Below are 13,048 nucleotides of genomic sequence, written 5' to 3' on the forward strand. Positions count from 1 at the left end.
AAAGAGCCGCCGGAATCGGCAGCTCTTCAAAAGGTCAGTCCAGCGGCTTCAATCCCGCCTCAATGTGATCCCGCCGCGTTTCGAGGAAGGGCGGCAGGGACAGTGACTCGCCCATGGTCTCGAACGGCTCATCCACGGCAAAACCGGGTGTGTCTGTGGCGATTTCGAACAGATTGCCGCCTGGCTCGCGGAAATAGAGCGAGCGGAAGTAATACCGTTCGACCTCGCCGGAGGACGGCACGTGAAAGTCATTCAACCGTTGCGCCCACCTGTGGAGCGTCGGTACATCCGGCACGCGAAAAGCGACATGGTGCACCGCACCCGCCCCTTGACGGGCCACCGGCAGATCCGGCTGGACCGCGACATGCAGTTCCGCCGATGGGCCACCATCGCCCATGCGATAGACATGGACTTGCCCGACGCCATCAGGGCTGGCGTATTCCCGGAGTTTCCCCATGTTCATGACCTTGGTCAGGATCAGATCTGTTGCCGTAAGATCGGGCACGGAGATCGTGATCGGACCCAGACCCCGGATCTGGTAGGCCGCCGGAACCGGGCTGCGATCCCAAGGATGGGCCGTTCCCGGTTGATCCGCGATCAGGCGAAACCTTTGACCTTCGGGATCTTCGAAGTCGAGGCTTGCGCGCCCGTCAAGTGCGGCAATCTCTCCAACCGTCAGATCGGCATCGCGCAAGCGATTGGCCCAATACTCCAGACTGTTTTCAGCCACCCGCAAACCAGTACGGCTGATCGAATGCGTGCCACGCCGTTCGGGCGCAACCGGCCAGTCAAAAAAGGTCAGGTCGCTTCCAGGGCGGCCCGCGCCATCGGCAAAGAACAAATGATACGCAGAGGTGTCGTCCTGATTGACGGTCTTTTTGACCCGCCGCATTCCCAAAGTTTCGGTATAAAAGCGATTGTTTGCGGGCGCATCGGCGGTGATGGCCGTCAGGTGATGTATACCGGTAAGTTGCATGATCGGCCTCCTTTCGTTGCGTCGAATTTGGGGACGGGACACGGTTCTATCCAGACAGCCAATGCCGCACATGGCGTTCGACAAATGCGAACGACACGGGTATTCCTCCCCTATGCGTTATGATCTCGACCAACTGGAAACGTTCCTCGCCGTTCTCGAACTCGGAACCGTGACGGCGGCCGCCGCGCGGCTCAACCTGTCGAAATCCGTGATCAGCAAACGGATCAGCGACTTGGAGCTTGAATTGGGAACCGCCCTGTTTCGGCGCAATGCCGGCCGGATCGCCCCAACAGAAAGCGCTCAGAGATTTGCCGAGCGTATCCGCCCCGCACTCGCCGATTTGCGCTCCGCCGCCGAAGCGGCGGCCTGGGGCAGTACAGAACAGCTGCGCGGAACCTTGTCGATTGCCGCGCCCATGAGTTTTGGCACACTGCACCTCTCTTTGATCCTTGGACAGTTTGCCGCGCAAAATCCCGCATTGAGCCTGCGTATCGAATATGACGACAGGACAGTGGATCTGGCGCGTGAGGGTTTCGATCTCGCCGTTCGGATCGGTCCGTTGCAGGACAGCGCGCTAATGGCCAGGAAACTTTGCAACGATGTCTCGGTTGCCTGCGCTTCTCCCGCGTATCTTGACCGTCATGGCCGACCCGAAACGCCGCTGGATCTGACTGGTCAGCCCGTTATCGGCTATAGCCACATGCCAAATTCCACGCTGTGGCGGTTTCGCACCGGTCGTCGCGACGTGCATCCGGCCGTCCGTGAAGCCGCCATGGTCAACAATGGTGAAACCATGCGTGATCTCGCAATTTCCGGGATTGGTCTCGCCATGCTGCCGGGTTTCATCGCATTCCCCGCCATCGCGTCGGGGCAGCTTGAGCAGGTCCTGCCCGAGGCCACAACCCGCGATATGCCGATCAGCGCTGTTTGGCCACACATTCACCCGATGCCCGCAAAATTGAGGGCACTGATCGACTTTTTGGCGGATGAGTTGGCTGATGGCGCGCCGTGGAAGACACCGTGAACGAAAGTGGCTATCGTCCCCTTGCAGTTCCGCACAATCTTGGGTCCGCGATCCGTAATGCGTGAAACGAAGGCACCGTCCCATGCCAGCGACACGGAAACGGTCAACCGAGGCCAAACAAAGGCCCGCTCTTTTATGATGCAGCGAGATCATCGCCGCCCTCAGCCGGGCGAACGGTGATGGGCGGCTGGTCCTCGACAACACGAGTCAGGACGGATCGCGTTGGCCGACGATCATGCCAATTGCGGCAAAGATCGGCTGCGCAGCTCACACCCTGAACGACTGGGTCAAGAAGACCGAGGTCGATAGCGCGCGGGCCGAGACGATCAATGACCTGTTCAAAGCCGAAGTCATCGCCAGGCGGGCAAATCGGGCGCGAACCGGGCGCGCAGGTACTGCGTCAACTCGGTCAGATCGGCGTCAGAAAACTCATCCCGAAAAGACGGCATATCGCGCAGATCAAGACCTTCGGGGGCGCGCAGGCCCTCGTTGAGTACGCTCGTCAACGCCTCGGATGTCGGCGCGCGCAAGACCGGAGCCCGTGTCAGGGGTATCCGCGCCACGGTGAGGCTGTCGGCAAATACCGGATCGTGACAGGAGGCGCAGGCGCTTTCAAACAGCCGGCTGGCGCGGCTTGGCGGCAGATCGGCCTCACGCGGCAGGGCGCGTGTTTCAGGCAGAGAGTCTGGTGCGGGGGCCATCAGCGAGGCCAAATAGACCGACATCGCGCGGATGTCGGGATCGGGCACCTCTTGCAGGCTTTCGACCACCTCGGCCATCGGGCCGGAGGCACTGGCATTCGGCGCGTGGCCTTTGCGCAAATATGCAAAGAGGCTTGCCTCGTCCCAATTCATCCGTGCGTTGGCCAATCCTTCAAGCGGCGGTGCATACCACCCCTCGACCACAGCGCCGGTCATATTGGGCATTTCCGCTCCTGCCCCATTGCGCGGCGCGTGGCAGCCGGAACAATGACCCGCCGCCTCAACGAGATATTTGCCACGATTCCAGGCCTCAGATTGGGCCGGATCGGGCGCAAAAGGTGTGGCATCGTGATAGAGCCAATTCCACGCCGCAACCCCGTTACGCAGATTGGCAGGGGCAATCATTTGGGCCTTGGGCGTCGGCGAGGAAACGGCGGGCAGCGTTTGCAGATAGGCATAAAGCGCGTACATGTCTGCGCCGTCGATTTTGGCGAAAGAGGTATAGGGGAAGGCCGGGTAGAGAGTGTGACCCTCGCGGCTGATGCCGCGACGCATGGCGCGCTCAAAGGCCTCGAACGACCATCTGCCAAGCCCCGTTTCAGGATCGGGCGTCAGGTTCGTGGTGTAGACCGTGCCAAAGGGCGTTGGGACCGCTCTGCCGCCCGCGTTTTTCACCCCGCCCTCGGCGGTGTGACAAACGGCACAATCCCCCAGAGCAAAGACCTCTTTGCCCCGCGCGAGGGTCTCGGCAGAGAAGGTGGCCGGCGCGGGCGGCGTTGTCGGGGGAATGCTGCGATGCAGCGGCACTGAAACCGCACCAAATGTCAACACACCACCAAGGGCCGCGACCAAAGCCCCGATCTTGCGGCTTTTTTTGGCGGGGTGGGTTTGGGTCGATGGCAGCGTCACGCGCCCCCCGGCCTGAACCGCCAAATCCCGGCGCAGCTTTTCGGGCGTAAACGGCACTTCGCGCATCCGCACGCCCGTGGCGTCGAAAATCGCATTGGCAATGGCAGCAGCAGACGGCACTGCGGCACTTTCGCCCACACCCAAAGCCGGCTCATCGGGGCGCTCGATCAGCATCGTCTCGATGTCGGGCACAGCGGGGAAAGTTTGGATCGGATAGGCGGCCCAGCTTTGTGCCCTAGGCGCGATCTCGTCAAAGGTGATCTCTTCGGCCATCACCCGGCTGGCGGTCTGGATGACATTGCCATGGATTTGCTGACGCACACCGTCCGGGTTGATCACCAAGCCCTGATCCTGGCCAACAAACACCCGCGACAGGGTGGTCTCTCCGGTCTCAAGATCGACCGCAACATCCACCACCCAAGCGGCAGCGGCAGCGGCTGTGCCGGGAAAAGGCCCATGCACATAGGTGGCGTAGGCAAAGCCCTGACCATAGGCCATCCGCCCTTCGCGCCGCAAACGCGGACCATCATGCGGGACATAGCCCGCAGCCTCAGCGGTCCGGCGCACCAAATCCATTGCCCGCGGGTCTTTGAGATGCCTGAGCCGGAAAGCGACCGGGTCTTCGCCCGCCTCAAACGCCATTTCATCCATAAAACTTTCATGGGCAAAGGTGTTGGGCAAGGCCGAGACGCCACGCATCCAAGAGGCGCGCACAATTGGCGCCATATCGTGCACGGTGATCCGCTTGTTGGCAATTTCATAGGGCGGCACGATGGTGCGGTCGCCCATATCGGCGGGACGCGGCGCGGGATCGACCCGCCCGGTTAGCAACAACCCAAGGTTCGGTGCCCGGTTCGATGGATACCATGTGTCAATCGCATAGGCATCAAGCCGCGCCTTTTTCAGCCCTCCTTGCACATCCATCACCTGGGCCGCCCCTTTGGGTTCCCAAAGATGCTCCTGTGCCCGGGTCAGTTGCACCCGCACAGGCCTGCCCACCGCACGCGACAGCAAAAGCGCATCCGCGCCCACATCATCGGCACAGTTGCGGCCATAACAGCCCGCCGCCTGATAGCGCCGGATTTCAATCGCCTCAGCATTCAGCCCGACAAGCTCGGCCAGATCGCCACGCAGCATATGCGGGTTTTGGGTGCCGGACCAAATGATCGGCTGTGCACCGTTCCAATCGGCGATGGAACAGGACGGGCCGATGGAGCCATGTTCGTGATAGGGCCAGATATAGCTGCGGGTTTTTACATGATCCGCCTGCTCCAAAGCAGTGTCGAAATCACCGGTTCCATCCAGCACACGCGGCGTGGCCGGTTGGTGGCGGATGGTGTCGGCAAGTTTTGACATATCGGGCAGGTTCGGCGGCATCCGCCAACGAGTCGGCAGGGCTTCAGCAATCGCTTGAGCCAGGGCTGCGGTCTCGGCCACGACACCGAGGAAATCAGCCTCGCGCACCACGGCAATAAAGCCGGGCATGTCCTGCACCGCGCTCTCATCATAACCAATCAGGCTCCTGCCGACAAAATCCCCGCTGTCACGCCCGGCATAGGGCGGGCGCAAGACATGACCATGCACCATGCCCTCGACGTTCAGATCGTGGATATAAAGATGCGCCCCGCGCAGCTTGTCCTCAAGATCACGGCGCGGAGTCTTTGTTCCGACGATGGTATAGTCTTTGGGGTCTTTCGTGGGCGTGTCGGGATCATAGGTCAGCGTTACATTCTGGTCCAAAAGCAAGTCGGCGTAGCTGCGCTGAGTGTCTTTCCAATGGACCACACCGTTTTTGAGCGCGACCTGCCCCAACGGCGCATTCAACGCCCGTGCACCACGATCCGCCAACCAAATGCGCGCCTGAGCGGCCGCTTTGCGCAACGGGATCGCGGCGACTTGAATGGTCTCAGAGGCAATCGTCGGACCTTGGTCCGGGGTGCGCGCCGTGTCGCCAAGGACGATCTCGACGTTGGACAGCGGCAGGTCCAATTCCTCCGCGACGATCTGCGCCAGCGCCGTGGTGATACCCGTGCCCAAATCCACATGGCCGTTAAATCCGGTTGCCCTGCCCTTTGCGTCGAGGGAAATATAGGTGTGTGGCCCGTTTGGGCCCTCGATCACCACGGCCAATGCGGATGGGACGACATCAGGCATTGGCACGCTTCCGCATCAATTCAGCAGCGCGTTTGACCGAAGCGATGATCTCTTTATGTGTGCCGCAACGGCATAGGTTATGACGCAAAGCTTGAACAATATCTTCGGTTTTGGGATCGGGACTACGCTTCAGCAGCGCGGTCGCAGCCATCACCATGCCGTTGAGACAATAGCCACATTGCGCACCCTCACAGTCCAAAAACCCCTGTTGCACCGGCGAGAGCGCGCCGGTTTCGGGATCAACCAGACCTTCGAGTGTCGTGATCCTTGCACCCTGAACCCGGCTGACCGCCAACATGCAGGCGCGCGCCGGGACGCCATCCACAAGAACGGTACAAGCACCACATTGAGCCTTGCCACAGCCGTATTTCGGGCCATTCAGACCAAAGGTCTCACGCAGCACATCCAAGAGCAGTGCGTGCGCAGGCACCTCTGTGGTGACCTCGACCCCGTTCAGAGTTATAGTGAGCGTGCGTTTCATTTTGCCCCATGTTTGGCCATGAGTTTGCGGTTTTGCGCAATTATATGATCCAGTGTGAGCAAGATATTCGTATGCATGCAAACGTTAATTGCAAATTATTCGATTGAATATTATAATTTGACAAACACGCCTAAATTTTAATCAGCTTTCGATCAATAGACAGGCAGCCGTCAAAGCCATCCACACCGCCTCACACGAATTTCTAGGTTTCTTTTCCGAATGCGTGGAATACTTGGACCAAATGAAAAACGTCCACAGGCTTGTGCTTGCGCGTCCTGCGTGTTTTTACACATTAACCCCATAGCACCCCCGCGGAGCTCTGAAAAACGTCGAAGGATTCGTCAGACCGATGACAGAAAGCCAGGAACAGCATTATGTGCTTGAAGAGCAAGTCGGTTATTTGCTCCGGCTTGCCAACCAACGCCACCTGAGTATTTTCGCCGAGCATATCGTCGACGGCCTGACTTCGGTGCAATTTTCAACCCTGTTTCGCCTGCGCAACGAGGCCGGGCCGATGTCGCAAAATGCCCTCGGGCGCCTTGTTGGCATGGATGCCGCCACCACCAAAGGCGTGGTCTCGCGATTGATCAGCCGGGGGTTGATCCAGATGGAAAAAGACCCGACAGACAAACGGCGCTATATGTTGTCCACAACGCAAAAGGGGCGTGCTCTGATTGAAGATACGCTGCCACGGATGCAACAGATTTCCGAAGACACGCTTGCCCCGCTGACCCCGCATGAAGCAAAACAATTTGTCGATCTGCTCAAAAAGCTCACCTGACTATACAGTTAGATAATTTTTACCGACCCAGACGCGTTAAAGGTTTACAGTATGGCAACGGCCTCCAAACTCTCTCAGAACCGCAAACCCGGTCGCCCCTCCAAAAGCGAAGATTTGCGCGATGTGATTCTAGATCAGGCGGAACTGGCTTTTGCGGAGTTTGGCTTTGAGGGCGCAAGCCTGCGCGACATCGCCGGGCGCGCCAATGTGAACCAAGCTTTGACGCGCTATTACTTTGGTTCGAAAGCGGATCTGTTTGACGCCTGTTTCCTGCGGCGTGGCGGGTTTTTGGCCGGGCATCGCCATGTCAATCTCGACCGACTTTTGGAGAAAACGCCCAATCCCGAGGTCGAAGATATTCTCTTGGCTTACCTTAAGCCTCAGTGGGATATGAAATATTCCGGCCCCAACGGTGCGGCCTTCGTCGCTTTGCAAGCGCGGCTTCACGCCGAGCCCGAAGAACATGCCCTGCGTCTGCGCCGAGAGGTCTACGACGCCTCCGTCAAGCGCTACATCAGCGCATTGTGCGATGCATTGCCACATATTCCGCGCGATGTGATTTCGACTCGCATGGCCTTTTTGGTCGGCACCTATCTCTTCATGCTCAATGATTTGGGGCGTTTGGACGACCTGACTGACGGGCATCTGAATGGATTCGGAAAAGAAGACATGCTGCACCAACTGGTGACATTCCTGTCCGCAGGCATGCGCGCCGCCCCCTGAACCACAGCTAACCCACAGCAGAATAAGTCCTATTTCTGCTCAATATTTAGACTTGTTATTATACATATGATTAATTTAACGTGCTCCTAACGTCACAGCGGAGACACGCAATTGAAAAGCTTTCGTATCGGGCAAATTGTCCCCAGTTCAAACGTCACCATGGAAACGGAAATTCCAGCCTTGTTGAAAGCCCGCGAAGCCATTGAGCCGGAGCGGTTCACCTTTCACTCTTCAAGGATGCGCATGAAGCATGTGACCAAGGAAGAGCTCGCGAAAATGGACGCGGACAGCGACCGCTGCGCACTTGAACTGTCCGATGCCAAGGTCGACGTGATGGGCTACGCCTGCCTCGTGGCGATCATGTCAATGGGCAAAGGCTACCACTGCGTATCAGGCCCGCGTCTGGCACAGGTTGCCGCCGACAATGACGCCCCCGCCCCGGTCGTGACCTCGGCAGGGGCGCTGATCGAAGGCATCCGGGCGCTCGGCGCAAAACGCATTGCCCTAGTGGCGCCCTATATGAAGCCGCTGACCGAAATGGTGGTGGAATATATCCGCAACGAAGGCATCGAGGTCAGCGACTACATTGCGCTTGAAATTCAGGACAATTTGGCTGTTGCGGCACATGATCCGATGAACCTGCCGGAGATCGTCAAGCGGTTGAAAACCGACGATGTGGACGCCGTGGTGCTGTCGGCCTGCGTTCAAATGCCGTCATTGTCGGCCGTTTCCATGGCCGAAGCGATCACCGGCAAACCGGTTTTGACTGCCGCCATCGCCACGACATGGCAGATGCTCAAAGCGCTGAACCTTGACACCCGTGTGCCGGGTGGCGGGACGCTTTTGTCCGGCGCGTATTGAGGAGAGTTGAGATGGGATTTGGATATAACCTGCACGCCAACGGCATTCGTCATCATTTGATCCGCTATGAGGGGCAAGGGCCGCAGCTTTTGCTCATCCCCGGCATCACATCGCCTGCGATCACATGGGGCTTCGTCGCCGAACGCCTAGCGGAGGCATTTGACGTGCATGTGCTCGACGTGCGTGGGCGCGGTCTCAGTGAGACCGGCGATCTGGATTACACGCTCGATGCTATGGCGGCTGATGCGGTGGCACTGGCCGAGATCTTGGAACAGCCCATCGTCATGGGCCATTCGATGGGCGCGCGCACCGCGATCCGTGCGGTGGCGACCAAACCCGATGTGTTCAAAGGTGCTATTCTGGTCGATCCGCCGGTCTCCGGCCCAAACCGCCGCGCCTACCCGTCGCCTTGGGCTTGGTATGGCGACTCGATCAAAATGGCTGTGAAGGGGTGCACCAAAGAGGACATGCGCGCCTATTGCCCGACATGGAGTGACGACCAGCTCGCACTGCGGGCCGAATGGCTGCACACCTGTCATTGGGGCGCGATCCGCACCGCCTATGACGGGTTTCATACCGACGACATTCACGCCGATGTGCCGAAACTCACAATCCCGACCCGGCTTGTGATCGCAGGCAATGCGCCAGTCATCCAAGACGAGGATGAGGCGGAACTCAAAGCGCTCCTGCCGTCGATGGAGGTACGCAGGGTCGAGGGCGCGGGACACATGATCCCTTGGGACAACCTTGAAGGCTTCCTTGCCGCCACCATGGATTTCACGGCCTGAGACCGATCACATAAACAGACAGGGACGACAGAAATGGATCACGCCAGTTTCACGGAAATCTGCCTGCATCAGCTGAAGATGTCGGGCGTGCAAAGCGATGAACGCCTCATCGTACTGACCCAAGGCAATGAGCGCCTCGATTATGCCGATGCGTTTATGGCCGCCGGGCGGATGCTTGGCGCGAGCATGTATCACATGCGCCTGCCCGCACCGCCGATCATCGGGGAATGGGCCGTGGGTCAAACCGGGCTGGCCGCCCTGCCCGATGCGGTCGAGGCGCTTAAAAATTGCGATATGTTGATCGACTGTATCTTCTTGTTGTTCTCGCCGGAACAATTTGCGATTCAGGCGGCTGGCACCCGGATTTTGACCGCAGTCGAGCCACCCGAACTTCTGGCGCGGATGTTGCCAACGCAGGAAATCAAAGAGAAAGTGACTATTGCCGGAGAGATGCTCTCGAAAGCCAAGGTCATGCGCATCACATCAAGGCATGGCACCGATGTGACCTACAAACTCAACACCTATCCGGCAGTGACAGAATATGCCTGCACCGATGAACCGGGGCGTTGGGATCACTGGCCGTCGGGTTTTGTGTTCACGGGCGGCGATGATGACGGGGTAGACGGGACGATCGTCGTGGCCCCTGGTGACGTGCTTTTGCCGCAGAATATGTATGTCAGCTCGCCGATCACCTACACGATCAAAAAAGGTTGGATCACGGATATGCGTGGCGGTCTCGATGCCGAACTGGTGAAGTCCTACATGGATGCGTTTAACGATCCGCGCGGGCTTGGCATGAGCCATATCGGCTGGGGGATGAACCCGAACGCAAAGTGGCACAACATGGTGCCAGGGGCTTTCCCGGGTGGAATGGGCATGGAACCGCGCAGTTTCTACGGCAATGTCATGTTCTCCACCGGGCCGAACAACGAGTTGGGCGGGCCGAACGACACCGCCTGTCACCTCGACATCCCGATGCGCAATTGCTCTTTGTTCTTAGATGACGAACCGGTCGTGATCGACGGCGACATCGTGGTCAAAGAGATTCAGATGGAGCGGCACTGAGGCTTCCCCGGTCTCAGACGCATCCGGGGCGGCCTCTTGCTTACCACTTTGTGGTCGCCCCATTTTTTCCGAAGGAAACACTATGTCCCAGACAGACATCTATAAGGCCGCAGGGTTTGGCGCGCCGGTTCCGCGCGGGATATGCCCCGGCATCGTCGTGGTGGATTTCTCCTACGGGTTCACGGATGTGCAATATCCGACCGCCTCGGATGCCAGCGCTCAGATGGCTCGAACCAAAGAGATTTGCGATCTGGCGCGGACCAAGGGCTTTCCGGTGATCTTCACCACCATCGCCTACCATCCTGGCGAGTTGGACAAGCTCCCGTGGTTGAAAAAGGCCACTGGCATGCGCGCACTGATCGAGGGCACACGGTTGGTGGAGATCGACGCCGCCACTGGCATTCAGCCCAAGGATGCGATTGTCACCAAGAAAGGCGCCTCATCGTTTTTCGGCTCAACGCTGAATGCGCTGTTGACCGGCGCGGGTGTGGACACTGTCGTGGTGACTGGAGCGACCACATCAGGTTGTGTGCGTGCGACTGTCGTCGATGCGGTGCAGGCGGGCTATAATGTTCTGGTGCCGCGCGATTGCTGCGCGGATCGCGCCAAGGCACCGCATGAGGCCAACCTCTACGACATGGATCAGAAATACGCCGATGTCACCGACAGTGCCGATATTCTAACTTGGCTGAACCACTTATAAATCGTCTCTCAGCCAGCCTGAAAGCCGGGCACATCCCACAAAAAGGGTGGCCCCAATCGGACCCGAAACGGGCCATACCGCGCCATCTTGCGCGCTCCCTTCCCCAACATGGAGATGAAAACATGCACACCAAAGGTGTCCTTATCACAGGACTTATATCGGCGCAGTTATGCACAGCAACAGACGCATTTGCCTTTGAATGTTCGGTATCAGCCCTACAATCTTACGATATTGACGGGGTGACGGTCACCGAGGTAACCGCGACAGCCTCGGGAACCCCTGCTTGTCTGGTTGACGGTACGGTCATTACCAAAGGCAATAACATCGGCGAAGGGCTTGCAAAATTTCAGATTCGCCTGCCGCAAAAATGGAATAACCGATTTTTAATGCTGGGCAACGGCGGCCTCGCGGGCACTGTTAAAGCTTCGGCCAACACGGTTGATGTGGCCTACGCCAATGACTCTGGCTATGTCACCGCCATGACCGATCTTGGCCACACCGCCGAAAGCGGTCTTGACGCAAGCTTTGCCCTGATCGAAGACGGCAGTCCGAATGCGCCCGCCATCGCCGATTACTACTATCGTGCCTCACATGTTGTGACCAACACGGCTAAAGCTTTTGCCCAAGCGGTTTATGGCGAGAGCCCCGGCTATTCCTATTTGAGCGGATGCTCGACAGGTGGCCGCATGGCACAAGTCGCCGCCGCCCGGTATCCCGACGACTTCGATGGGGTCATCTCGGGCGCGGCTTTCATGGATGTCTCATCCATGCTGAAAATCCAGCATTTCCAGATCAATCAGCTTCTCGCCGACGATGCCCAGATCCTCCCCAACACGCTGCCCGTAATCCAGAACGCAGTCATGGCATCTTGTGATGCAGTCGACGGGGTGACAGACGGTATGATCCAGAATCCGGCGGCGTGTTCCTTTGCGCCCGAAAGCCTGATTTGCGATGGCGCGGACAGTGATAATTGTCTGACGAAACCGCAGGCCGCAGCGCTTCATACCGACGATGGCCGTCTGGTCTATCCCGGCTATGCGCCGGTCCTCTTTGACGGCGGCTTCAGCCTGTTCCAAGGCGGCAGTGTTTCAGCTGACGACATCACGGCGGCGGAGCCTTGGGGCAATGACGGCAACCCGCCTGCGCCGATCGAATGGGCGTTTTCTGACCACATCATCCAGTATCTCGTGATGCAGGACCCCGATTACAATGTGCGCGATTTTGGCATTGATGCCGACGGGACCATCCCGTCCGATGCCCTCGCATATTTCATCAAGATGACACAGGATGGCAACGGTTCCGGCCTTGATGAGACAGAAGCCTTTTTCGATCAGGGCAAAAAGATGATCCTCTACCACGGTTGGGGCGATCATGCGCTCAGCCCGTTCCGCACCGTTCGGTTCGTGGATGATCTCGCCCGCCGCAAAGGCGGCTATGACGCACTCTCACAAAGCGCGCGCCTCTTTATGGTGCCGGAAATGGGTCACTGTTCCGGCGGGACGGGCCCCGACAGCTTCAACACGCTGGCAGCCCTTGAGAACTGGGTGGAAAACGGCGTGGCCCCTGCAACCATCGCCGCTGAAAAGCTGACTGAGGCCGGGGACGTCACCCGCTCGATGCCCCTGTGTCCCTATCCGGCACAGGCGCACTATTCGGGCGAGGGCGATGTGAACGACACCTCAAATTGGAGCTGCCCCAGTGCGCCGTCCGAGGTGATCTTGGGCAGCGTCGGTATCTCAGCGGGCCTGCTGTCCGCCGGAGAACCGACCCAGTAAGCGATACAACTTTATACCCTGAAAAGACTTTGGTCGGGCTCCGCTCGACCAAGGCCCCTGACCGGAGTTGCCCGCGCCGCTGCCACCGACCGAACGCGCAGGGGCCT

Annotated in this window: 11 protein-coding genes; 8 read left to right on the forward strand and 3 right to left on the reverse strand. The window is 58.8% G+C overall.

Annotated elements, in window-relative coordinates; all coding sequences use genetic code 11:
* Positions 1-34: 34 nt before the first annotated feature.
* On the reverse strand, positions 35-976 hold the full coding sequence (locus tag B30_RS16215; protein WP_009573223.1) for a ring-cleaving dioxygenase: 942 nt from the start codon (positions 974-976) through the stop codon (positions 35-37).
* 112 nt (positions 977-1,088) lie between these two features.
* Here B30_RS16215 and B30_RS16220 point away from each other — a divergent pair, with 112 nt between their 5' ends.
* Positions 1,089-2,000, forward strand: coding sequence for a LysR family transcriptional regulator (locus B30_RS16220; RefSeq protein ID WP_009573224.1), 912 nt, complete (start codon positions 1,089-1,091; stop codon positions 1,998-2,000).
* A gap of 350 nt (positions 2,001-2,350) precedes the next feature.
* Here B30_RS16220 and B30_RS16225 read toward each other — a convergent pair whose 3' ends face one another.
* Both B30_RS16225 and B30_RS16230 read right to left on the reverse strand, forming a co-directional pair.
* Complete coding sequence (locus tag B30_RS16225; RefSeq protein WP_009573225.1) at positions 2,351-5,764, reverse strand: molybdopterin cofactor-binding domain-containing protein; 3,414 nt, start codon at positions 5,762-5,764, stop codon at positions 2,351-2,353.
* On the reverse strand, positions 5,757-6,245 hold the full coding sequence (locus tag B30_RS16230) for a (2Fe-2S)-binding protein (protein ID WP_009573226.1): 489 nt from the start codon (positions 6,243-6,245) through the stop codon (positions 5,757-5,759). Before B30_RS16230 ends, B30_RS16225 begins: the two co-directional genes overlap by 8 nt.
* A 349-nt stretch (positions 6,246-6,594) precedes the next feature.
* Between B30_RS16230 and B30_RS16235 the strand changes: the two genes are divergently transcribed.
* The 7 genes from B30_RS16235 (at position 6,595) to B30_RS16265 (ending at position 12,941) form a co-directional block, all read left to right on the forward strand.
* Entirely contained in the window at positions 6,595-7,026 is a 432-nt protein-coding gene (locus tag B30_RS16235; protein ID WP_009573227.1) for a MarR family winged helix-turn-helix transcriptional regulator, read from the forward strand.
* Positions 7,027-7,077: 51 nt separating this feature from the next.
* A complete protein-coding gene (locus B30_RS16240) occupies positions 7,078-7,749 on the forward strand; it encodes a TetR/AcrR family transcriptional regulator (protein WP_009573228.1) in 672 nt (223 codons plus the stop codon).
* Between the two features lie 159 nt (positions 7,750-7,908).
* The gene (locus tag B30_RS16245) at positions 7,909-8,610 is read left to right on the forward strand and encodes a maleate cis-trans isomerase family protein (RefSeq protein WP_009573229.1); all 702 of its coding nucleotides are present in this window, start codon (positions 7,909-7,911) and stop codon (positions 8,608-8,610) included.
* An 11-nt stretch (positions 8,611-8,621) separates the two neighbouring features.
* Positions 8,622-9,398, forward strand: a complete 777-nt coding sequence (locus B30_RS16250) for an alpha/beta fold hydrolase (RefSeq protein ID WP_009573230.1) — start codon at positions 8,622-8,624, stop codon at positions 9,396-9,398.
* Positions 9,399-9,431: 33 nt separating this feature from the next.
* Positions 9,432-10,463, forward strand: coding sequence for a leucyl aminopeptidase (locus tag B30_RS16255; protein ID WP_009573231.1), 1,032 nt, complete (start codon positions 9,432-9,434; stop codon positions 10,461-10,463).
* Positions 10,464-10,545: 82 nt separating this feature from the next.
* The gene (locus tag B30_RS16260) at positions 10,546-11,166 is read left to right on the forward strand and encodes an isochorismatase family protein (RefSeq protein ID WP_009573232.1); all 621 of its coding nucleotides are present in this window, start codon (positions 10,546-10,548) and stop codon (positions 11,164-11,166) included.
* Between the two features lie 122 nt (positions 11,167-11,288).
* Positions 11,289-12,941 (forward strand): tannase/feruloyl esterase family alpha/beta hydrolase, encoded by a 1,653-nt coding sequence (locus B30_RS16265; protein ID WP_009573233.1) that lies wholly within the window; start codon positions 11,289-11,291, stop codon positions 12,939-12,941.
* The last annotated feature ends 107 nt before the right edge of the window (positions 12,942-13,048 follow it).

It is taken from the genome of Celeribacter baekdonensis B30, from assembly GCF_000299875.1.
GTDB lineage: Bacteria > Pseudomonadota > Alphaproteobacteria > Rhodobacterales > Rhodobacteraceae > Celeribacter > Celeribacter baekdonensis_A.